Source organism: Micromonospora sp. WMMD1102, from assembly GCF_029626265.1.
Taxonomy (GTDB): Bacteria; Actinomycetota; Actinomycetes; order Mycobacteriales; family Micromonosporaceae; genus Plantactinospora.
On record NZ_JARUBN010000001.1, the window covers coordinates 3,901,030 to 3,923,194 of the forward strand.

The following is a 22,165-nucleotide window of genomic DNA, read 5'->3' on the forward strand; positions in this document are numbered from 1 at the left end:
ACCCTCGGTGACAAGGCGCGGTGGCGAGTCGGTGGGGGTGCGAACTGCGGACAGTACCTGAATCGGGCATGCTGACATCGCGGGTGAGGTCCTCAAGGTGTCCGGGAGCGTCGAGAACTCCATGATCACCTACAGGCCTCACCCGCCTTCCTCAACCCCGCAAGGGTCCGCCCACCCCGGGAATCCCCAGTTCAACGGCCACTCGACCAAACACGCAATAGCCCTGGGTCTGCCGGAGTGCGGATGATTACGCCGTGATGGGCGGCCAATGCTCTGGGGTCGAGCGGCTGGTGCGGCGCGAGGGACAACAGGGCGCGCTGGTCGGCGGCGATGCGCTGCGACCGCGCTTTGAAGCCGCGCACCAGCGCGGACGTCGCTGTCGCCACAGGGTTACTCCTTGTTCGGGGTGAAGTTGCCGAAGTCGGCGTAGGCGGCCCGGACGAGTGCGGCGAGGGCCTTGGCGGTCGCTGGCGGCAGCGTCCGATCTGCCCGCAAATGCGCCTCGATCGCTTCAGCGCCGCTGACTTCCCTGTCGCGGTCGATGAACAGGTCGGCCGAAACGCCCAGCCATCGGACCAGCGCGGCGAAGGTGGCCGTGTCGGGCACCTTGCCGTTGAGCACCCGTGACAGCGTGGCCGCGCTCACGCCGGCCTGGGCCGCTGCCTCCCGCAGCTTGAGGCCGTCGCGAGCCAGCCGGTTGTCTACCAGGGCGGCGAGTTCGGCGATCCGCAGTGGGGAGCCGCCCGCCGGCTCCCTCTCTCGGAAGGTTTCTTTCATGCAACCTCGTCTCGTGCTTGCAACAGGGCCCCCTGTGGATCTATCGTCTCACCAGTGCAACCACGTTGCATGGAAGTCGGCGAGAGGAGTCTGTCATGACACGTGGCCGCAGCGCCATCACCGGGCGCTTCATTTCCCGGGCCGCCGCCACGCGGCACCCGCGCATGAGCGTGACCGAGAGCAGGCGCAACGCCAGCTCGGGCACGCACCACCGCAGCGCCATCACCGGCCGCTACATCACCGGCGCCGCTGCCGCGCGCCACCCGCGCACCAGCGTCACGGAACGGGGCTAGGACAAGCACATCGTGCGAGGCGGCGCCACCACCTTGCACTTCAAACTACGAGTTCAGATGAGGGGGTCGAGGTGACTACCACCGCGACGCACGACACGCCCGGCACCGACGACGATCGGACGGACCGACCGACCTTCGAGATCAACATCGAGGGCCAGATCTACGTATGGCACGAGCGCACAATCACGCCTGCCCAGATCCGCGAACTCGGCGGGCTTCCGGCCGACCAGCCGGTCATCGAGATCAACTTCCGCGACAACACCGAACGGACGCTGGCCGAGGGCGAGGTCGTGGGGGTCAAGCCGGGCCACGGATTTGGCAAGAAGATCGGGTTCAAGCGGGGTGATCGGTGAACGACTGGGGGGTGCAGGAGCTTCGGCTCCTGCACCACTGCTGGCCGGCGCTGGTCCACGCCGAGGGCACGAACTGGTGCAAAATCCCGGACTTCGCGCTGCCGGCCGGATGGAACCGGTCGAACGTGGACATCGCGTTCCAGATCCCCGAGGCCCTACCGGGACAGGAGCCGTACGCCTTCTGGGTCTCCGGCGGCCTGGCACTGGCCACCGGCGCGCAGATCACGAACTATGTCTTCCCGGCCGATAGCACCCCATGGGGCGGGCAGTGGGGCAAGTTCTCCTGGAACCTGAACCCGTGGGCGCCCGGCGCCCGGCCAGGAGAGGGAACCAGCCTGGTCGACTTCGTGCGCTCGTTCACAGGCCGGCTCCGGGAGTTGAACTAACGTGCGCCTGCACCTGACCGCCGCCCAGCACACCGAGTTGCACCCGTACCTGTTCGACGTGCCGGAGCGGATCGCGTTCCTGTTCCTCCGCCTCTCGCCCGGCGGCACTGCGCCCGGCGGAGATGCGCACGTCGGTGAGGTCCGGCTTCTCGAGCCCGGCGACTACCTCCACCGCGACCAGCACTACGTCGAACTGGCCGAGCACGTACGCCCCGCCGTGATCCGCACCGCGCACCAGCACAGGTACGCGGTCGTCGAGGCACACGCGCACGACTGGCCCGGACCATCGACCCGGTTCAGCCCGACCGACCTCGACGGGTTGCAACAGCTCGGCCCACACATGACCTGGCGGCTACCCGGCAGGCCGTACACCGCGCTGGTCTTCGGCCGGGAAAGCTTCGACGCCCTGCAATGGCACCCCGACGGCTCCGTGACCAGCATCGACGCACTCGTCATAGGCGGCGAGCCCAAGGCTCCCACTGGAATCAGCCTTGGCCGTCTGGCCGCCGTCCCGTCTTGGAGGACACGATGATCGACGACTCGATCCGGTACGACCGGAACACCATGCTGTTCGGCGCCGACGGCCAGAAGCGCATCAAGGCCGCCCGGGTCGGCGTCGCCGGCCTCGGCGGGCTCGGCTGCCACCTTGTCCAGCAGTTGGCGTACCTCGGGGTCCGCCGGTACGTCCTGGCCGACGGCGACCGCGCGAGCAGCCACAGCCTCAACCGCCTGGTCACCGCCTACCCCGACGACGTCGGTCAGTACAAGACCGACCTCGCCGAACGCCTGATCCGGGCAATCAACCCGGATGCCGAGGTGGTCAACATCCGGCACCACCTTCCCCACCCGGACGCCATCGGCGCACTGGCCGGCGTCGAACTCATCATCGGCGGCCTCGACAATGACGCGCCCCGGCTCCACTTGGCCGACCTGGCCTCCCAGCACCGCATCGTCTACATCGACGCGGCCACCGACACCAACGCCGACAACGGGCCGCTCGCGTACGGCGGCCGGGTCGTCACCGCAGGTACCGGGCCCGGCTGTCTGTTCTGCCTCGACCTTCTCGACCAGCAGCAAATCCGCCGAGTCGCCATGACGGACGAGGAACGCGCTGCCGACGCCGCGATCTACGGCGTGCCCGCCGACGCTCTCGACGACGCCGGCCCCTCCGTCGTCACCATCAACGGCGTGGTCGCCTCGCTCGCCGCCACCGAAGCGATGGTCCACCTTACCGGGCTCCGAAAGCCCCAAAAACAGCTCACCTACAGAGCCGACCACGGCGGCGTCCGTATCAATCTCGACCCACCGGCCCGGACGGCATGCCCGTACTGCATACGATGGGCCTCTCCTGAGCCTGTTCTCGCACCGGCGTACGAGAACAAGCTCGGCGTAGGTGAAGACGAGCGACTGCCGCAAACAGGCTTATCGGGAGAATCAAGACCGGATCACCAACGGCTCCGCACCCCGGGACAAGATGTGGCCCAGGCTGCTACCTCAGGCGGAACAGTGCCTCAACGCGCAGTCGTCGACCGATCACGATGCGATTTTGCAGATCTGTGACGTGCCCCCGGCAGGGCACCAACCTGCGTATTCGGGGCGGCCGGCTTGCGCGTGGCTACGCCAACACGACATCCATATCAGCCACGGTCGGATATGGGAATTTGGTTCGTGTTGGGCCTGATACTTGTACTCCTTCACGACGACCAGTGGAGAGACAGTGCTGGAGCTACCCCGTCGAGCCCTCCAGCCGTGATCGCGGACTGTTCGGATAGGTGGTGGCGGGATCTTCGTATGCGGCATGGCTGGCCGGGCTGAGGTCGGTGATGAGGGCTCGGAGTCGGGCTTCCTCATACAGGCCGTCGGCGTCGGGTAGCCATTCGGTGGCGCCAGGCAGGACGAGCATTTCGGCGAGGAATCCGCGGCCTGCAGTGTCGCGGTCAGCGGTGACCCGTAGTTGGACGTCGGCGGCGGCGAGGCCGCGGAGCAGTGTCCATGCTGCCGATGAGGGTCGTCCGTAGATGCACACCAGCGGCAGGCAGGTGGTGCCGAGTTGTTCGGCGGCGGCCTCGGCGACGGCGGGGTTCTCGCAGACGCGCACGACGGTCAGCGCGGGTGCAGGTGCCCAGCCTCCGCGTAGGCTGCGGCTGGTCAGCCATACCGGTTCGCCGTGTTCGGCTGCAGCGCCCGCGATCCGGGTTGCTGGGGCTTTCCCGGTCAGGGTGAGGTTGAGGACCAGGACGGTGGCGGAGACCTCGTCGCAGCTGATCCCGTGCTCGGCCCACACGTGCCGCCAACGATCGGCGGTCAGCGCGGTGTCGGCGGCGGAGGCGGCGTTGTCCGCGGTGGCAAAGGCGGCCGCGAGCAGGCGGGCGGCGGTGCGGCCGAGGTCGTGGTCGCGGTCGAGGCGGTGCGGGTCGCCGTAGAGGGCGTTGGCGATTTCAGCGAGGGGTCGGCCGGTGCCGGGGAGGGCGTGCCACAGGTGTTGCAGGTCGTCGGAGCGGCGGGTGGCGGTGTCGGGGTCGGTGCCGAGCCAGCGGCGTTTGCGGGCAAGCTGTACGGCGTGGTCGGGAAGGCCTGTGGTGGTGAGGCTGGTGTAGGCGGCGTCGATGGTGGCTGCGGTGCGGGCGGCGGCTTGTTCGCGGCGGCCGCGGACGTCGTCGATGGCGCCGCCAGTGCGGGTCAGCAGGTCGAGCAGGTCGTCGCCGGTCCGGGTGAGGGCAGTGCGGAGTTTGCCGAGGGTTACGGGCTGGCCGGATGTGTCCCACGCCACGCCAAGATAGCGGGCCACTTGGGCTCGTTCGGTGGCGGTGAGCTCGACGCGGACGGTGACGCCGTTGCCGGTGCGGCGTTCCTGCAGCAGTTCCCGGACCGCGGTAAGGACCTTGTGCGGGCCGGGCTGGGCGGCCCACCGGTCGGTTGCCGCGCTCATGCGGGCTCACTTTCGTCGATGCCAGCCGCGTCCGATGTTTCCTCGGTGCCGGTGTGGTGGGCGCCGTTGGTGTGCGGTGGCTCGACCGGTGCCGGGTCGGGGAGCATCGTGGCGAACAGGTCAGGACCGAGATCTTCGGCGCTGCGGCGTGGGGTGAGCAGCCGGGTGGCGTAGTCCCCGACGGGGATCTGTTCAAGGGTGTGCCCGGCCCACAGCATCAGGGACAGGTCGACGCCGGGAATGGGTGCGGGTGCTCGGGTGATGACCCAGACTGCGGCGGCGGGGACTTGCGCGACGGCGACAAGCGGTGCGGGTCCGGCGAGCAGGAAGTCGAGGTCGAAGTCCGTGAGCATCCGCATCATCGTGGCGCGGTTGCCGGGGTCGACGCCTTCGAAGGCTTCGTCGAGCCAGAGCGGCCGGGGTGCTTCTGGAGATTCGGAATACAGGGCGACCAGGGTCGCCAGCAGCGGCTGCAACAGGGTGAGGACTTTGCCTCCGCCGGAATCGACGCCGTGGACTTTCCTGGTGAGGTCTTTCCACCGGGTCTCGTCGTCGTCGCTGTCGCCGACTTTGTATTGGGCGACGACGTCGAACCAGGCACGATAGTCGAGCAGTTCGGCAAGGCGGTCGGTCCAGTCTTCGGTGCCAACGAGGCCGGCTTCCTGGGCCTCGCGCAGACGGGCGCCGAGGAACAGTTGGATCTGTTGCTGGGCGGCGTCGGATTCTATGGTGCCGTCCAGGAGTGCTTTGAGGATCTTGAAGCCGGGCGCTTGTCCTTCGGCGGGGACGCGGCGTAGCCGCAGCGTGATCTTGTTGGCGCCGGTCGGATGTTTCTCCAGAACCTCGTTGACAACCGCAAGCAGCGTGATGACCTTCTTCATCCGGTCGGCGAGGTGGTCGATGAAGGTGGAGGAGAGAAGTTCGGTGTACATCTGGTGGAGCTTCTCGTCGTGGGTACGCGACAGGTCGTCGACCAGCTTTTGCAGGTGCAGGATGGCTTCAGCTGGGTCGAGCGAGGTGCCAGAGGCATCGACGATCAAGGTGACCGACGGCAGGGGGTGCTGGTCGTCGGCTTCGGTGATGATGATCGAGCGGCCGCCGTGGGCTTCGAGGACGGTGCGCAGCTCGATCAGGGAGCTGCCGAGCATGCGCGAGAGTGCGGCTTCAACGCGTTTGGCCTTGTCGTCGAGCCGGTCGGGCCACATCGGCGGGCGCAGCCGCTCGGTGGCGGTACGGGCGTGAGCGAGCGCGGCGGGCAAATCACGGCTGTCCGGGGCGGGCAGGTTACGAGCGGCAGTGAGGCCGGCGTCAACAGGTGTCCACCAGGCGGCAGCCGCGGCGTCGCGGTGTTCACCGGCCGCCGTGTGGTCCTTGCAGGCGCCCTTCCAGGCGTTCTCGGCTTCACCCGCCTCTTTGGAGCGGGCCAGGCCTTCGCGTCGACTGGCCGAGATCGACGGACCGTATTCCTCGACTTTTCGTTCGAGTTCTTCGGCCTGGGCGAACAGCTGTTGCGCGTCGGCGTCCACGGACTGCTCGGCCAGGGTCGCGTTCGTGTCGGCCAGCTCGGCGGCTGCCGCTTCACCTTCGGCGAGGGTGACGGCGGCGGTGACCCGGCCTTCTTCGGTGGTGAGCCGTTCAGCAGCATCCGTGGCCGCGGCAGTGGCGGCTTTGAGCCCGCGCAGTGCCAGCCGCAGGGAGCCGGCGGCGGCGGCGGTTGTGTCGAGGTCTGCGGCGAGGGTGTCGAGATGCTCCTCGCTGGTGGGGAGCTGGTTATCGACGCCGTACCGGATGACCTCTGCTGCCTTCTCCTCCGAGAGGGTGCGGGCCTGTTCTTCTCGGCCGCGAGCGTCGCGGTAGGCGGTGCCGGCTTTCTCGGCTTCGCCGGTCGCGGCGGTGTAAGCAGCGGCAGCTGCGACGACGTCGGCGTCGGTGGGTGCCTGCCTGGCGCTGGTGCGCAGGTTCGTGACCTGGGTGCTGACGGTGTCGGCTTCGCCGGTGAGGCGCTGCGCTTCGTCGCGGAACGCGGTGGCTTGCGCGCGTAGGTCGGCGATGTTGCGGCGGCGGGTCGCGGCGCGGGCGGCGGTGCCGATCAGTTCAGCGCCGTGTTCGGCGGGGGCTGCCCGGCCGGCTGCGGCGGTGGTTCGCCAGCGTCCGTCGGCGGCGAGGCACACGGTCGCGGTGAGCGGGCCGTCGGTGGTGTAGCCGATGCCGTTGAGGATCTTCGTGACAGCGTCGGTGAGGGTGGCGGCGTCTTCGGCGGGCTGCAGCACGGCGGCCAGTGAGGTTGTCGCGACAGGGAGGGTGCCGGTGGTGATGACGGCGTCGTCACCGTGCTCGGGTCCGAAGGCGCCGTCGGTGGTGACCCATGTGTCGAGCAGGCCCGCGGCGGCCAGGGCCGCCTCGACATGGTCGAGGACGGCGGGGTCGAGACCGTCGACCGGGTCGAGCAGTCGCCACAGCGGGGCGCCTGCCGCTGTCGGGAAGGCGGGACGTGTCCGGCGGGTCCAGCGCGCTGGCGGGTCGGGGATGGGGTCGCCGGCGGCGGCGAGGTGGTCGGCTTCGGCGTCCGCCGCGGTTGCTTGTGTGGTGGCGGTTTTCGCGGCGGCGCGCAGGTCGGCGGCGCGGGTGATCAGCGGTGAGGTGACCGGGTCCAGCCATTGGCGGGTCAGCAGGGCGGTGAGTAGTTCCCGTGGCCGGTCGCCGCGGGTCTGGTCGGTGACCGCAGTGATCCACTGGGTGCGGGTCTCGGTCGGTGGTGCCCATTCGTCGAGGGCCGATGCCCAGCGTTCCAGGTCGTCCGACAACGTCTGTACGGCTTGGTGCAGGGCGTTTTCGGTGGCGGTGGCGGCGTCCGTACGGATGATGAGTTCGGTTTCCGCCTTCTGCGCCAGGTCGTCAAGGGTGTTCCAGGTCGCAGCGGCGGTGCTGGCGGCGCGGATGAGTTTGCGCAGTGCAGCGACTTGCCCGCGGCGGTTGGTGATCGCGACGTCGAACCGGTCGACGTCTCCGGCGGCTGCCCAGGCCGGTGCGTGCTCGCCGAGCCCTGCGGCGGTGGCGGCCTCGACGGCGTGCCCGCCGGCGGTCTCGACCTCCTGTTGCGCGATCGTGAGCTCGTCCGCCGCCTTGTCGCGGCGGCCGATGGCCTTCTCCAGGTCGCCACGGGTGGTGGCCAATTGGGCGGTGGCCTTGCGGGCGCGCTCAGCCGCGGCGTTGGCCTCAGCGCGCAGGCGTTTGGCGTCGTTGGCGCGCTCGACGGCGGTGGTGTACGCCGATGAGCGCAGCAGTTGCATTAGTTCGGCGCGGGTGCGCCCGAGGGCCTTCTCCAGGTCGATGGTGTTCTGGGCTTCGTCGTTTAGGCGGGCGCGGGCTTGCTTGAGCGTCGTTTCCGCTGCGGTGGCGTCGTCGCCGGCTTTGACGAACGCGGTGTCGGCGGCGATCAGTGTGTCGGCGTGCAGGCGCAGGACGGCGTCGCCCCAGGGCCGCCAGGCCCGGTTGAGGTAGACGGTGATCGCTTTGCGGGCTTCGTCGGCGTGGTCACGGTCGCGGGCGAGTTGTTCGAGTTCCTGCCAGCCGTTGGCGAGTTCGGTCACCTCGCTTTTGGCGACCGGGGGCAGCGCGGAGCGGATCTGGGAGGTGAACCAGGCCGGGTCGAGTTTCTGTCCGAGGTGTGGGGTGCGCAGCACCTTCAGCATCTCGATCACGGTCGCGTAGCGTTCGGTGTCGTCGAAGCCGAACAGGTCGGTGGCGAGCCGCTCGGTGTAGTCGGAGCCCTTCGGGTAGACGGTGACCCCGGCGATGCCCTCGAGTTCCTTGGGTTCGGTAACCGCCTGTCCGACGGCCAGGTCCAGGCCGTCGCGGACGCGGGCGGTGCCGTGGCAGACGACCCAGGCGCGGGTCATCTGCTTCACGCCGCGTTTGGTCTGGGTGTAAAGCATGGTGGTGACGAATTCGGGGTTGCCGAGCGGGCCTATGCGGCCGTATTCGACCCAGGCCCAGCCGCGATTGGTTGAGGTGGAGGCGTCGCGCCGGTCTCGGTCGTCGGTGACGGGTTCGACGTAGTACCGGTATTCCTTCTCGGAGTCGCCGAACGTGTCGACGTACTTGCGGTCGAGGCTGCCGGCGAGCATGAGCAGCGTGGTCAAGGCCATCATGGTGGACTTGCCGGACTGGTTCTGGCCGACGAACTGGGCGCGGCCGTCGGCGAACCAGTATTCGGCGACGTCGAATTCCCACAGGCCGATCACGCCGGCGCGCAGGACCTGCCAGCGGGAGCGGGACGGGTCGGGCAGCCCGGCGGTGGTCACGGCGTCTCGCCAGGCGGCCAGTTGCTCGTCGGTGGCGGCCGGCCCCGGTGCGGGCAGGTCGAGCGTCGTCATCGGGTTGGCTCCGTCGGATCGATCAGGGTGATGTCGGGGTCGCGGTAGCGGCCGGCGACCGGTGACAACGTCCACGAGCCGTCCGGGTCGACCTGGAGCAGGCCGAGTTCGGTCAGGATCGTTTCGGCGTCGCTGCGGACGGTGCCGGGCACGGTCTTCTGGTCTTTGGACATGTAGTCACCGCGCCATGCGACGAGGTCGTCGACGACTTCATCGACCTGTGTACTGGTCAGCCGGACGGTGCCGGTGGGGGCGCGGGTGCCGTGGCGGCCGGCGAGGTCGGCCATCAGCAGGGCAACCCAGTCCGCGGCGCGGGCGCGGGGCCAGTCAGCGACGCTCGGCTGCCGGTCCGGGTCGTCGGGTAGGGCGAGCAGGAGCCCTTCGGCGCGGGCTTCGACGGTGCCGCCGGTCATCTGCGTCAGATCTGCGGTGCGCAGCCTGCGGGCTTTGCGTAGCGCGTCGGCGTCGTGTTCGTCGAGGTCGGCGTAGACGACGGCCGGGGTTTCCAGCAAGGCCCGTAGTTGCCGCACGGTGCGGGTCGCGGCGAGCTGCTCGGCATTAGCCTCGGGTGAGTGCAGGGCGGCTGCCAGGACGTCGGGGCTGGTCATCAGCAGCAGGGCGTCACGGTCGACGTCGTAGCCGGCGCCGGGTCCAGCGCCGTCTTCGGTCCAGTCGAGCAGCATCTCGTCGCTGGTGCGGCGGCGTAGCACTCCCCAGTCGGCGAGCAGGGTCGCGGCGTCGCGCAGCAGCCGCCGTTGCGGTTTCTGTTCCGGGTCGTATCCGGTCACTGGGGTGCCTGCGGCGCCGGTCAGGTCGCGGACCATGTCGGACAGCTGTTGCAGGGTGACGGTGGTCGAGACTTCTTCGCAGCATCCGGCCAGGCAGCAGGCCAGTGCCAGCAGCCGTCGGCCGGGCGCGCCGGTGGGGCGTGGTGGGGCGGTGACCTGTCCGCCGACGGGTACCCGGATCAGCCGGACGGCGCGGCCGATGCGCTGGATGCGGTAGCCGGCGCGGCGGGCATGGTCGGTGATCTGGCGTTGGTGGCGTAGCACGTGCCGGTGCAGGATTCGGTTGGTGGCCGGGGTGATCAGCGGTTGGGCGAGCAGGCCGAGGAAGGCCTGCTGGGCTTCCTTCTCGATGGCGGAGGTCGCGGTGTTCACGGGCGGCTCGCGGCCGGGGTTATGTGCAAGGCGATGTCGGGATGGACCAGGCGCCCGTCAGGAGTGTGCACTATCGCGGCGGGGGCGCCGTCCGGCGGTGGATCGGCGTGCAGCTGCCAGCGGGCGTCGCCGGTGGTCGCCGACCTGGTGCCGGCCTGGTCGGGGCGGGCGGCGGCGATCGTGCCGAGCAGGACCAGCAGCATCTGCAGCTCGTCGACGCTCACGTTGCGCCATTGCGACAGCCGCTGCCCGGACCGGGCGAGGATTCCGTTTTCGGTGAGCGCGGCCTGCGCGGCCATGCGGGCGGCGCGTTCCCGGGCGGCGCGTTTGGCGCCGGTGCGGTCAGTGAGCCGGGCGGCGGTGCCGGTCACGGCTTTGGGGCCTTGTTTCCGCAGCCGCGCTTCGATCGGGACCGGGTCGGCGTCCCAGAACGACACGGCGCCGGCGCTACCGGCCGGCGGGCTCGTTTCACCGGGCAGGTGCCGGGCGGCGAACAGGCCGGTCGCGGCGCACCACAGTCGCCACGCGGCGTCATCGTCGGCGGCCGATTCCAGGCGTGCCGCCAAATCGAGCAGTTCAGCGCGCCGGGAGACGTGGCCGCCGACCGCCGCGAGAGTGCGCTGCCCGCGCAGCAGCGGCCCGATCGTGTCGCGCATCTGCCGGCGTAGTTTACGGGCCTGGCAGTCCGGGCCGTCGAACCAACGCCGCAGCGTTTGCAGGGTGTGCTGGTGGGTGTCGACCAGGGCGTCGATGGCCGGGTCATCGGCGTTGGCGCCGAGGGTGTGCACGGCGATACGCCGCCACACGTCGGCAGGCAGCAGGGCGAGTCTCCCGGCGCGGGTGGTGATCGTCTCGGACTGGGTATCGATGCCGGCGCCCCACATGTCGACGTAGCGGCGCAGGGTTTCCTGCACGGTGGTGATCTTTTCCGGTGTCGGGGCGCCGGCCAGAGCTCCGGCGAGGCGCGCCTGCCAGCTGGCGGCGGCTTTCACCATCGACTGGTGGGTTGTGGCGATCACCGACCACGCGGCGGCGGCTGCGGCCGGGTCGGTGCGGGCGCAATCGTGCAGCAGGTTCAGGTTAGCGGTCAGGATGCCGGGGGCGAGGGTGGCGGCGGCTTCGGCCGCGGTGTCGTCACCGAGGGAGGTGATCGCCCGGTGCAGCTGGGCGACGGTCTCGGTCAGCTGGTACCGGTCGCGGTCGAGGACGAATTCGGCGTCACGGACAGCTTTGTCCTGGAACGTATAGACGACACCCCAACGTTCGAGCCGGGTCATCCGCTCCTTGAGCCGGAAGCCGGGGTCGTCGAGCAGGGCTGGGTCAGCGCCGAGGTGCTGCAGGCGCCGGCGTAACAGCTCGGGCAGGTCGGTGGCGGCGACGCCGGTCAGCGTGTGTTCCTGTTCGGCAAGCAGCACGTCCACGATCAGCCGGTACTGCGCCGCGAACCGGCTGGTCAGATAGCTGGCCTGCAGCAGTCCGCCGGGGAGACCGGCGAGCTGCCACAGGTCGAGACCGTCAGCGGGACGTTCGTCGTCATCAACCTCAGAACTGTCCGGCCGCACCCGCATCCCCTTCCCCGCCGCATCCTGGGAACGCGCTGCTGCCCGCAGGGTACGGGCGGGGCGCGCTGCCGTCCGGCGAGCATAGGAGCTGGATGCGACAGGTACCGCTTGGCGAGCTCGTCCAGGTGACGATTCGCACCATGATCAACTGGTGGCGTTGCGCAGGCACGGCACTACTGAACATCACCATTCCACTCGATACGGGCCAACTGTCAGCTCCTTGACACTCGGCCTCCCCGGCACCGGGCCACTCGCCCACAGGACCCGGCCCGGGGCCGCTCCACCCGATCGGACCGACGCGACCCGCGCCGTCGTCGATCCACAGCGCGATCAGGCCGCACTCTGCCGTCCGCGCCGCGTCCGGCGCGCTGACCACGGAGCCAGCGCCAGACATGCGCTTCCCAACGCAACGCTGTAGAAGGAATCGTCGCCATCGGCCGTCACGCCCGCCATCCCCGCGAACGGATCCGTGAGCGAAGCCACGACATCGCCCGGGTAGGGTACTGCTCCCAGAGCAACTGCCAGTCGTCGCCGGCACCCCACAGCCGCCGAGAATCACCCCTCACCGGCTCCGACAGATCCGGGCGATCCAGCGGGTCGTACCACCAGTTCCCCAGCCCCCATCGCTTGTCCGGCGAAACGCAGGTGACCCGGACGAAGAGGCCCGCGAGCAGGGACTGCATGTCGTCGCTGACAGGCGGAATCGACGCCAAGTCAGTCTTCTCCGCCTGCGTCAGGCCAAGCCCGTCGGTTGACGGTTGCCGAAACGAACACCGCCCGGAGGCCTGCCTCAGCTCGAAGGGTCTCGGAGCCCGGCAGATAGCCATGGCTGCGCCGGTCCCGGAAAGCTTGCCCCTGAACCGTGTGACCCGCGCCGACCGGGGGCGGGCGTGGTTGACGGACGACGCAGGCTGCCAACCCATGTCGACGAAGTTCAATCGAAAGGCGCTCAGCCGGCGACCGGCTGCGGTTGGCGCCACATCACGACGGGGCTCGCAGCGCCAAGGCGGCCGCGAATGATCTGGCCTGGCACGAACTCGTGCCTTTTGTACAGCGCACCGTTGCGGTCGGTCGACGACTCGAGATAGGTCGGTTCCCGGCGTACGTCGAGGCGCTGAAGCCGATGTGCGATTAGCGCTCCGCGACCATCCTCAATGGGCCGGAATCCGGTTCAGGGGCGTGCACGTCGCCATCGCCTATGGGTGTCAGAGTCGATGCGACCGACGGCACAGGGGCATCCGCAGCGCCGACAGCCCAATCCTTGGCGAGCGACTGCCGATCTCGGCAGTAAGCAACCGAGTCGCTACCCGAACTTCAGTCACCTGCTGGCGGCGGCGGGCTTTGCCAGCATCATCTCTGCGTTGTCTGGCACCTCGGCGAGGCAACCTCACGCACTGTCGTAAAGCGGATGACGCGCCGGCGCGAGAGCGACCATGTGCCGAAAGCTCGGCGCCCGTGCCGGGCGCGGAGCTGGCAGTCGTTCTCGTGCCGCAGCTCGAGCTTCGGAGCCTATTCTTCTGCATCGGAGCTGGCTTCCTCATCGGCTGATTGCGCGGTGCGGCGGTACTGCGGATGGTCTTTGTCCATCTGGATTGCCGCGTGCAGGGCGACCGGGTACCGGGCGCGATCGGACCAGTACATGGTTTGGTGGCAGAGCTGGGCGGTGGCGAACGCGAGCGCTTCGTGGGAGACGCGGTCGTTGAGGGCGATGGGAAAGATTTCCGTGGCGGTCATCGAGTACCACGGCTCGGGGATCTCGCTCTTCCGGCGTTCTTCCTTGTTCTCCGAATTGACGGAATGTTTCGCGTCCCAGCGGGTGTACTTCGCGCCGAGCCGGCCGGAGTTGCCGCCGTCGTAGTTGCGGGGAACGTTGCAAAGCAGCCATACAGGGGTGCTGAAGTCCGTCTCGATCTCGTACAGCGCCTTGGTCGTCTCGCCTTCTTTCTCCTCCTCTCGGCTGCTGAGCACGTGAGTGTAGCTAACCGGCGGAGGCACCCGGTCGTCGGCGATGTTGATACGGATGACCGCGTCGGGCTGTTCGTCGGCGGGGAGGGTGAAGCCGGGCAGCCAGTATTTGCTCTTGCGCGTGTCGGGATGCAGCCCCTGCTTGCTGTTCTGCAGACCCAGGGCTATTGCGTGTTTGGTCGAGTGGCCGTTGAACTGGGGATTCCCGGGGTGGGCGGACCCTTGCGGGGTTGAGGAAGGCGGGTGAGGCCTGTAGGTGATCATGGAGTTCTCGACGCTCCCGGACACCTTGAGGACCTCACCCGCGATGTCAGCATGCCCGATTCAGGTACTGTCCGCAGTTCGCACCCCCACCGACTCGCCACCGCGCCTTGTCACCGAGGGTGAAGAAGCTGGGCTCCAGCACTCGTTGGCCACCATCGCGGACCCCCGGTCCCCGCGTGGGGCGCGTTACCCGCTCGTCGGGCTACTGACCGTCGCGGTGTGCGCCGTGACCGCCGGCGCATCATCGTTCGCGGCCATCGCGGACTGGCTGCACGACCTCGATGACCTCGCCAGGGCCCGGCTCGGGTTCATCCGCGCCGTCCCGGCCGCGACCACGATCTGGCGGCTGCTGACCAGGTTGGACGCTGACCTGCTGGCCACCGTGCTCGCCGACTGGCTGCGTACCCGCGTCCCGCCTCCGGTCACGCCCCGACCTCGGCGGTACCGGATCGTCATCGCCATCGACGGCAAGACCATGCGCGGCGCCCGCCGCGCCGATGGCAGCCGGGTCCACCTGCTGTCCGCGCTGGACACCAGCACCGGCATCGTGCTCGCTCAGGTCACCGTGGCCGCGAAAAGCAACGAAATCCCCGCGTTCACCCCACTGCTGGACGCGGTCGAACAGGTTCTGGGTAGCCTGGACGGCCTCATCTTCGTGGCCGACGCCCTCCATACACAGACCAGCCACGCGACCGAGGTCGCCGCTCGCGGCGCCGACCTGCTCATCCCGGTCAAAGGTAACCAGCCGACCGTGTTTGCCCAGCTCAAGGCCTTGCCCTGGGCCCAGGTCCCGGTGGGTGACCGACGCCGCGAAACCGGTCACGGCCGGCGGGAGACCCGCACGGTCAAGGCGCTCACCGTAGCCACCCCCGGCGGTCTGCTGTTCCCTCACGCCGAGCAGGCCGTCCGGATCACCCGCACCCGCACCCTCAAGGGCAAGACCACCAGGGAAACCGCCTACTACACCATCTCCCTCCCCGCCGAGCACGCCCAACCCGCGGACCTGCAGTCCTGGGCCCGAAACGAGTGGCTGATCGAGAATCAGGTCCATCATGTCCGCGACGTCACGTTCCGTGAAGACCTCCACCAAGCCAGAACCGGCACCGGCCCCGCAATCATGGCGACGCTACGTAACACCGCGGCCAGTTACCACCGCACCAACGGCGATACCAACATCGCCCGCGCCACCAGACGCGCCGACCGTCGCCCGCACGACCTCATCACTGCAATGACCAGCAGCTACCCCAGAACGCAATGACCCTGCTGCAGACCATCCCAGATACGCCGCGCGCTGTCTTCGTCGACAGTGACGACATAGGGGCGGCCGTCGAGTTCTTCAACGAGGTCTTCCAGCGCCCGTTCGATGATGGCCCCGATGTCGTCCCACCGCTGACGGTGGGACTTCTTGCCGCCAGCCTCGCTCGGGTAGTTCGTGGCGTGGAACTCGTTCTGGGCGCAGCGGTAGGGCTGCCAGCGAGCAGCGGTCGAACTCCAGCCGCGCAGTTGCCACACGTCGCCCGCGACGGCCGGCGGAACCAGTGCGGTTGCGGTCACGACGGCCTTGGGGGCGCCTTTCTCGCGTTTGCGGTTGTTCTGCTGGCGGATGTGGAATCCGACGTGGGCGATGCGGTCGGCGCCGTATGCGGCGTGCCGGGCTTCGGGACGCAGAGCGTTGGCGATGCGATCGTCGATGATGCCGAGGGAGCGGTACAGGTCGAGCAGCGCCATCTCACTCGGGTGGTCGGGCGTTTTCGGCGCGATGACACCCTGCGCGTTCTTGCCGAGCAGGTACTGGCTCGCGATGTCCCGGCCAGCCAGGATCATCTTGGTTTGCGGCTTGGCGTCCAGTTCCTCCAGCTCGGCCGGTTTGCGGCCGGGGGCGTCCTCGGCAGTGGGAACGTGAGTTTCACACCACGTGCCGACCAGCACGCCGCCGCTGGAGTCGAGCGCCGCCTCGGCCGGCTTCAGCGCCTTCGTTCTGCCGTGCGGGCTGCCATGGGTGAGAAAATCACCCATGAATCGGAAGACCGCGGTGACCGTTCCGCCGTAAAGGTCGATCTCCTGGCCGTCGCGTGGGTCCAAGCCCTCGGTGGCGAGGCCGTAGGTCTTGGCGAGGGTCGCGATCATCCGCAGGCGGGTCTCGTCGCGGTACCACAGACAGACCAGGCGCAGTTTAGTGAAGCCGGCCGCCTTCACTGCGGCGGCGATGGAGGCGGGGTCAGGGAATGCGGTGCCTTTGCCGCGCAGCCGCACCTCGGCGCCGGCTTCGCGGGCAGCCTTGCGTCGATCCAACTCCGCCTTGGACACCTTCTCCGGGTCGGTGGGCCGGTGCGGCAAGGTCAGGGTAGTGGCGCGCGCGACGATCGGTTGGGCCAGATCACCGAGCCGGTCCACGATGTGCTGGTTGAGCACCCGCAGGTGGTGCATGCCGGTGCCGACGCCAATGGGGAACTGCCGGTTCTTCGCCAGCACCGGCCAGATTTGGCTCGGGCGCTCGCGGGAGAACGTCAGCTTGGGTTTGTCGTCGTGGCCGACCTTGGCAATGGCTTCGGCGCGCATCCGTTGTTCGGCCTGCGAGCGGGTCGCGATGGCTTGCAGGATGGAGTAGTCCATGTCGAGGCGCCCGAGCGCTTCGAGCGCGTATCGGCTGATCGTGCGGGCTCCGCCACCGCCGTGCAGAGCGACCTCGAGGATCGGCCGGTTCTCTCCGGGCTGGACCGCCAGGACCGTCCTGCTGAAGATCAGCGAATCCGAGATCCGGGTCACCCGGGAGGTCACCATGAGTACGGGGTTGACGATGTTCGGCACGGTTTCCAGGCTCAGTGCGGTACGTGACAGCGCGTACCGGCCGCCCTGGTCGCTCTCCCACGGCTTGTCGAGGGCTACGAGGCCGCCGGTGACGTCCGGGCGCAACGTGACGCTGAGCCCGTCGCGAACCGCCCACGGGCCGGCCAATTTCTGCGCCAGCCCCCAGGTGATGGTGCGGTACACCCAGTTTGGGGCGACCGGCTGAACACCGTCCTGCGTCCGGATGTGCTGGGCAAGGTACTCCTTCTTCTCCGGCGTATCGGCGATGCTCTGCGCCACCTCCGGGGGCCGCCGCAGGTCGATCTCGTGGATCGTCACGCCGTGGGCAAGGCCGTAGGTGAGGGTGAACACCCGGCAAAGCAGCTTGTCGTCGATCGGCTCCCGCGAGGCCAGGAACGGCTGGGGACCGCCGGGCTCGAAGTAGACGTATCCGCCGGTGAGCACGCTGAGCACGGTGGTGGCGATCGAGTACGGTGCCTGCGCTGATTCGTTGCCGTACCGGTCTTTGCAGGCGCGTTCGAAGTTCTCCCAGAGGGAGCGGGTCTCGGGGCTCAGATGCCGAAGGTACACGGCGTCGTCGCGGACCAGGTCAGGGGTGCAGCGGTACGCGAGCGTGTCGAGATAGCGACCGGGAGCACGGCGTTGTGGGGTCACTCGTCCTCTCCTCCGAGAGCAGTTGTCAGAGGGTATTCGTTCGGGTCGATTCCGGCGTACGACAGGAACGCGTTGAGCGCTTCGCCGTACAGGGCGTTCATCTGTGCCCGCACCTCGGGCGGCCATTTGGCGTGGATGCGGCGCAGAATCGTGTCGAGATCAGCGCTCCAGGTGTCCTCGTGGAACGCGAAGTCGACCATGTGCAGGACGGCTTCCGTGCCGCCGCGGCGGGCCCGTCCGGCGAGCTGGATGAGGTCGACGATCATGCCCGCGACGACTTCCTCCTGCAGCGACTTCTGCATGGAGGTGAACTGGTTGGCCGAGCGCAGCAGCAACCGCAACCGCTCCCACGCGGCGTCGCGAGCACCGGCGAGCGCGGCGATCGGGTCGCTGCTTCCGCTGGCCGGCAGGGCTCGCATGCCGGCGGCATTGATGCTGGCGTACATCTCCGACGGCTCGTTGAGCAGCGCCAGGGGCCGTACGCACAGGTAGACCGAGCGCACCGCAGAGCGGATGCCCTTGACGATGTTGAGCCCGCGCGCGATCAGCGGCAGCGGCACGACCAGGATGTTGCCCCGGTCAGGGAAGGTCTCGAACTCCTCACCGGTCAGCCGCACGGCACGGTCCTCGCGGGGCAGGTCCGGGTTGAGGCTGTGCCGGTCCTCGGCGCGCACTGCCACACACAGCCCGGACCGGTAGGAGCCGGACTGGGAGATGCCGCGGGCGAGCCAGGCGCACTGCTCATAGGGATTTCGCCACCACCAGCACGTGGGCACGATCAGGGTCGTTGACGGCGGCTTTTTCCAGCTCACTCCGGATGTAGCGGTCGTAGAGCTGATCGCCGAGTTCGATCAGCGCATCACGTTTGCGGCTGGTGTGCAGACCGGAGACCTTGATCGGTTCGCCGAACAGCGGGTGGCCCTTGCCGTACTCGACGCGGCGTTTGCGGGCGCGGATGGAACGTGCTTGCGCGTCGGTCATCCACCAGCGCACCGGTGCGTGCACGTGCTCGCGGACCGCCTGCGGGAAGAACGCCGTCGCCGACAGCCCCATGACCGGCCGCTGCGTGCCGGCCAGGCTCAGCGAGACGATCCCACCGAGTTCAGCGGTGAACAGGTGCGGATCACCACCGATGGTCTGCGCCACCAGCTCGGCGCTGCGTTCCCGGTCGTCGAGACCGGTTACCCGATAGCCGGTCAGAGAACGGCCGAGCATCCCGATCGGCATCACAGCGGTGATCGCCGAGTTCTGCAACTGTTCGACGATCTTCTGAGCGGACCGCAACCCGGACGACCGGTACCGCTGAGCGGTCTTGCGGACCTCGGCCAGAGCCTCGTCCAGTTCGATCATCACTGCGCGGGTCGCCAGCAGGTTGATGATCTGCGCACGGCGATGCCCGTCGCTGATCGAATCTTCCAGCAGTTCGTGCAGTTCGATCTTGACGGCGTCGAGCAGGGTCTCGCCGCGCGGCCCGACCAGTGCATTCAGGCCGCGTTGGACATCAGCCCAGACCGGCTCGAGCGTGCCGCTGGCCCGTCCGTGCCGGTCCTCTTGCTGGTAGCGCTCGGGCATCAGCGCGTTGATCCGTTCGATGACCTCGGCAGGGATGCCGGCCTCACCGACCTCAAGGTCGGGCCACAGCAGTGCGGCGAGCGTCCGGTCGCGGCCGCGGGCCATGTGCCAGCGGCTGCTGGTCTGGTCGGGAATGCGTTCCTCGGCGCGTTTATCCTCCACGACGGTCAATGTCAGCGCGTTGCGGCAGATGCTGAGCAGCAGGAACTCGGCCATGAGCCGGACGTGGCTGACCGAGGGCAGCAGTTCGTTCTCGTCGTGGATGGGCAGCCGTTTCGCGTCGGTGTCCATCGACTGCGGAGCGGATGTCCAGTGGCGGCGCGAGTGCAGTTTCACGTCGCTGGCGCAGCGTTCGATGGCCCGGGACTGGAACTGGTCGACCTCGTCGATGAGCACGGCGTGGCACGTGCGCAGCGCAAACTCGGCGGCCGTTAGCGTGTACACGGGCCGGCCGTCGAGGTTGACGCCGATGCGCAGGGAGCCCTGCAGGAACAGGAAGTGGTTCATGACGACCACGTTGGCGTCGCACGCCTGGTAGACCGGGGCGAACTTGCTGCAGGTCGGGATCCACGGGCAGGCCGACATCCCGACACCCTGCCGGACCAGCGACAGGCACGGTTCGCGACCAGGCGGATAATCGCCGGTGGCCTCGGTGAATTCCCGCTGTGCGCAGCCGTAGGCGAGCGGGTCGATGTCGCGTTCTCCGCGCAGCCCCCAGTCGCCGGGCGCGCCGGGATCCTCGTCGATCAGCGAGGCGTGCTTGACGGCGCGCTCGTGCATCCGGCTGGTGGACATCAGGTGTGCGCAGGTCGGCATGTGCTCCAGCGCGTGTTTCGTTTGCAGGTGGGCCAGGTCACCGCGGATGTTCCACGTCATGGCCAGGCAGGACTTGATGTCGGGCTGCACGATGGCCAGACGCCGGTTGTTCAGGGCGAACCAGCTGGCCATGACCCGGACCAGGACGCTCTTGCCGGTGCCGGTCGGGGCATGGAAGATTTCCAGCCCGCCGGCCGACATGGTCATGACGTCGCAGGGCGAGACAGTGTCGGTGGTCTGCAAGACCTCGAACAGCCCGGACAGCGTGATGTGCAGAAACCGCTTGTCGGCCGGGAACCGCTCGTCGATCTGCGCAGCCAAGCTCAACAGCTCGTTCGCGGGAATGCGCAGCTCGGGCTCGTACGCGACAGTCGACGCGCGCGGCAGCCGGTCATGGCCGAACGGTTCGGTGAAGTGCGGATAGCGGGGAATACGTACCCGGCCGTAGATCTGACCGCCGTCCTTGACGTAGATCGTCGGGGTAGTCCACGTCCCGGGGCCAGCGAAGTCCGGCGGTTTCGGGCGGGCGCTGGGGCGCCGGAACCGGGCGGTCTGCCGGTCGGCGTACTCCAGCAGGTCCCCTCCCACACGGGGGTACGCGGCGTCGGCCTGGAACGGGTTCTTCCCGGCAAGCTCGAACGCCGCCAAAGCCACGGGCTTGCCCTCTGTTCCGGGATCCGGCGGCGCGAGGATCGTGCGGGCCGCGACGGAGAAGGCACGATGCTCGGCCAGGTCGGCCGGGGCGACCGATCCGAGCAACGCGATGCGCTGCTTCTCGGCATGCGCGAGCCCGTTCCAGCGGTCCCACACCGTGTATTTGCCGGACAGCAGGAACGCGGCATCGGCAAACCCGGCGGCGTCACGGGCATCACCCGCGATACGGCGGGGGAAGTAGTGCGCTGCCAGCGCCAGCGCGGCGTTCACCACGCTGGTCTGCACGGTCGGGTCGCTCACGCCCACCTCACCCCCGCCTTCGTGCAGACCAGCTCGCCGAAGGCCGACGCGGTGACCGCCTTCATGCCGTAGCGGGCGCACACCTCCGACAGCAGAGGAATCTGCCCGGCCCGGTAGTCCGGGACCACGAGCCATTCGGCACCGCCCCGGTCGCCCTCCTGCGCGTGGATGAGGCTGCCGAGCGTTGTCGCCGATGTGTAGTCCTTGACGTCGACTTTGAAGGGCTTGCCGACGCCGGGAACCTTCACTCGCAGGTCGTAGGCGTCAAGGGATGGCCAGAGTTCCGCTGCCAGGCCACGCTCATACAGTTGGTCGCGCAGCGCCAACTCGGGAATGCCCGGGACCGTGGTGTAACGCCACACGCCGCGAACCAGAGCCTTGTGCTTGTCCACCGGCGTCGGCTCCGGGATCGCGTCAAGGTCGGGGAACAGCACCGACTCGGGACCGGTGGGCGGGTCCGGGCGCGACTCGGGACGCAGTGCCGCGGCTGATCCGTCACTGGTCGGCCGGAACAGATACGAGGCGCCCATCTCGGCGTGCGGGGTGTGCCAGCAACGGGCCGAGCCTGTCAGGACGCTGGCACTCTTGCGCAGCACGAGCCGCATCGGCCACCGGCAGATCGGGCACGGATACCACCAGCCCTGGTGTGTCGAGCCGTACGGGATCTCCTGGTAGAAGTCGGCCACGCTCGGCGGCAACCGCAAGTCCGCCAGATCATCCGTGTGCCCGGCCGGGGTTCGGATCAGATCCTCGCGCCCGTTCTCGTAGACCGATTGGACACCTTGCTTGCTCAACGCCTGGTAGACTGTCTCCTGCTCGACCTCCTCGCGGAATTCCCGCACGCCCGCCACGCCCGCAGCCCGGTGGAGTTTGTGCAGGGTGTGCAGCAGCATCCGCTGCTCGAAGTCCAGGTCGAACGCGTTTTCGGTGATCTGCCCGTCCTGATCGACGACAGCCAGTCCCTTGAGGTCGACCGGTTCGACCCCGGCAGGCAGCAGCTGCGCGAGGTCACCCGAAAGTGCATCGCGGAATCGCCCGAACGGCAGCGGGCTGCCGGGCCCACGCGCGGCCAGGACGCTGCCATGGCACTCCATCAGCGTCTCCAGCCGCTGCTCCGGTTTCCGGCCGGGGCTGGTCAAAGCCTTCGCGGCGTGCACGGCGGCCTTGGTCACGAGATAGCGTGCATGGTCATCGCTCAGTGTGCTGGTGTCGTCATCGACAGCATTAGTCACGTGGGCGGATGCTAGACCCACCCTCCGACAAAAAACCGGGCGCGAAGCGACTGGGCCCCGTGTC

At 68.5% G+C, this 22,165-nt stretch carries 17 protein-coding genes; 6 read left to right on the forward strand and 11 right to left on the reverse strand.

Going from position 1 to position 22,165, the window contains the following annotated elements; genetic code table 11:
• Window positions 1-390 precede the first annotated feature (390 nt).
• Window positions 391-777 (reverse strand): helix-turn-helix domain-containing protein, encoded by a 387-nt coding sequence (locus tag O7626_RS17390; protein WP_278062209.1) that lies wholly within the window; start codon window positions 775-777, stop codon window positions 391-393.
• Between the two features lie 95 nt (window positions 778-872).
• On the opposite strand from O7626_RS17390, the gene O7626_RS17395 reads away from it, so the two are divergent.
• The 5 genes from O7626_RS17395 (at window position 873) to O7626_RS17415 (ending at window position 3,369) form a co-directional block, all read left to right on the forward strand.
• Complete coding sequence (locus O7626_RS17395) at window positions 873-1,070, forward strand: hypothetical protein (protein WP_278062210.1); 198 nt, start codon at window positions 873-875, stop codon at window positions 1,068-1,070.
• Window positions 1,071-1,141: 71 nt separating this feature from the next.
• Window positions 1,142-1,423: a multiubiquitin domain-containing protein gene (locus O7626_RS17400; protein ID WP_278062211.1), complete on the forward strand. Its 282-nt coding sequence runs from the start codon at window positions 1,142-1,144 to the stop codon at window positions 1,421-1,423.
• Window positions 1,420-1,809: an E2/UBC family protein gene (locus O7626_RS17405; protein WP_278062212.1), complete on the forward strand. Its 390-nt coding sequence runs from the start codon at window positions 1,420-1,422 to the stop codon at window positions 1,807-1,809. The genes O7626_RS17400 and O7626_RS17405 overlap by 4 nt, the downstream gene beginning before the upstream one ends.
• Before the next feature lies 1 nt (window position 1,810).
• A complete protein-coding gene (locus tag O7626_RS17410) occupies window positions 1,811-2,341 on the forward strand; it encodes a hypothetical protein (RefSeq protein ID WP_278062213.1) in 531 nt (176 codons plus the stop codon).
• The gene (locus O7626_RS17415) at window positions 2,338-3,369 is read left to right on the forward strand and encodes a ThiF family adenylyltransferase (protein WP_278062214.1); all 1,032 of its coding nucleotides are present in this window, start codon (window positions 2,338-2,340) and stop codon (window positions 3,367-3,369) included. The genes O7626_RS17410 and O7626_RS17415 overlap by 4 nt, the downstream gene beginning before the upstream one ends.
• A gap of 166 nt (window positions 3,370-3,535) precedes the next feature.
• Here O7626_RS17415 and O7626_RS17420 read toward each other — a convergent pair whose 3' ends face one another.
• The 6 genes from O7626_RS17420 to O7626_RS17445 form a co-directional block, all read right to left on the reverse strand.
• Window positions 3,536-4,738, reverse strand: coding sequence for a TIGR02679 domain-containing protein (locus O7626_RS17420; protein ID WP_278062215.1), 1,203 nt, complete (start codon window positions 4,736-4,738; stop codon window positions 3,536-3,538).
• Window positions 4,735-9,114, reverse strand: coding sequence for an SbcC/MukB-like Walker B domain-containing protein (locus tag O7626_RS17425; RefSeq protein ID WP_278062216.1), 4,380 nt, complete (start codon window positions 9,112-9,114; stop codon window positions 4,735-4,737). The genes O7626_RS17420 and O7626_RS17425 overlap by 4 nt, the downstream gene beginning before the upstream one ends.
• Window positions 9,111-10,274 carry a TIGR02678 family protein gene (locus O7626_RS17430; RefSeq protein ID WP_278062217.1) on the reverse strand — a complete coding sequence of 388 codons (1,164 nt, stop codon included), beginning with the start codon at window positions 10,272-10,274 and terminating at the stop codon, window positions 9,111-9,113. The genes O7626_RS17425 and O7626_RS17430 overlap by 4 nt, the downstream gene beginning before the upstream one ends.
• Window positions 10,271-11,842, reverse strand: a complete 1,572-nt coding sequence (locus O7626_RS17435; protein WP_278062218.1) for a DUF2397 domain-containing protein — start codon at window positions 11,840-11,842, stop codon at window positions 10,271-10,273. Before O7626_RS17435 ends, O7626_RS17430 begins: the two co-directional genes overlap by 4 nt.
• Before the next feature lie 434 nt (window positions 11,843-12,276).
• Window positions 12,277-12,774 carry a hypothetical protein gene (locus O7626_RS17440; protein WP_278062219.1) on the reverse strand — a complete coding sequence of 166 codons (498 nt, stop codon included), beginning with the start codon at window positions 12,772-12,774 and terminating at the stop codon, window positions 12,277-12,279.
• A 571-nt stretch (window positions 12,775-13,345) separates the two neighbouring features.
• Entirely contained in the window at window positions 13,346-14,065 is a 720-nt protein-coding gene (locus O7626_RS17445) for an RNaseH domain-containing protein (RefSeq protein WP_278062220.1), read from the reverse strand.
• Window positions 14,066-14,210: 145 nt separating this feature from the next.
• On the opposite strand from O7626_RS17445, the gene O7626_RS17450 reads away from it, so the two are divergent.
• Window positions 14,211-15,323, forward strand: coding sequence for an ISAs1 family transposase (locus tag O7626_RS17450; protein ID WP_278060713.1), 1,113 nt, complete (start codon window positions 14,211-14,213; stop codon window positions 15,321-15,323).
• On the opposite strand, the gene O7626_RS17455 is transcribed toward O7626_RS17450, so the two are convergent.
• The 4 genes from O7626_RS17455 to O7626_RS17470 are packed head-to-tail and all read right to left on the reverse strand — an operon-like array spanning window position 15,305 to window position 22,101.
• On the reverse strand, window positions 15,305-17,527 hold the full coding sequence (locus O7626_RS17455; protein WP_278062221.1) for a DUF3962 domain-containing protein: 2,223 nt from the start codon (window positions 17,525-17,527) through the stop codon (window positions 15,305-15,307). The genes O7626_RS17450 and O7626_RS17455 overlap by 19 nt on opposite strands.
• A complete protein-coding gene (locus O7626_RS17460) occupies window positions 17,524-18,339 on the reverse strand; it encodes a hypothetical protein (RefSeq protein WP_278062222.1) in 816 nt (271 codons plus the stop codon). The genes O7626_RS17455 and O7626_RS17460 overlap by 4 nt, the downstream gene beginning before the upstream one ends.
• Window positions 18,269-20,875, reverse strand: a complete 2,607-nt coding sequence (locus O7626_RS17465) for a hypothetical protein (protein WP_278062223.1) — start codon at window positions 20,873-20,875, stop codon at window positions 18,269-18,271. The genes O7626_RS17460 and O7626_RS17465 overlap by 71 nt, the downstream gene beginning before the upstream one ends.
• On the reverse strand, window positions 20,866-22,101 hold the full coding sequence (locus O7626_RS17470) for a hypothetical protein (RefSeq protein WP_278062224.1): 1,236 nt from the start codon (window positions 22,099-22,101) through the stop codon (window positions 20,866-20,868). Before O7626_RS17470 ends, O7626_RS17465 begins: the two co-directional genes overlap by 10 nt.
• Window positions 22,102-22,165: the final 64 nt, after the last annotated feature.

Excerpts from the sequence above, each read along its gene's own strand:
- O7626_RS17390 (WP_278062209.1), bottom strand. The coding sequence starts at position 777 with ATGAAAGAAACCTTCCGAGAGAGGGAGCCGGCGGGCGGCTCCCCACTG.
- O7626_RS17395 (WP_278062210.1), top strand. The coding sequence starts at position 873 with ATGACACGTGGCCGCAGCGCCATCACCGGGCGCTTCATTTCCCGGGCC.
- O7626_RS17415 (WP_278062214.1), top strand. The coding sequence starts at position 2,338 with ATGATCGACGACTCGATCCGGTACGACCGGAACACCATGCTGTTCGGC.
- O7626_RS17420 (WP_278062215.1), bottom strand. The coding sequence starts at position 4,738 with ATGAGCGCGGCAACCGACCGGTGGGCCGCCCAGCCCGGCCCGCACAAG.
- O7626_RS17425 (WP_278062216.1), bottom strand. The coding sequence starts at position 9,114 with ATGACGACGCTCGACCTGCCCGCACCGGGGCCGGCCGCCACCGACGAG.
- O7626_RS17435 (WP_278062218.1), bottom strand. The coding sequence starts at position 11,842 with ATGCGGGTGCGGCCGGACAGTTCTGAGGTTGATGACGACGAACGTCCC.
- O7626_RS17445 (WP_278062220.1), bottom strand. The coding sequence starts at position 14,065 with ATGATCACCTACAGGCCTCACCCGCCTTCCTCAACCCCGCAAGGGTCC.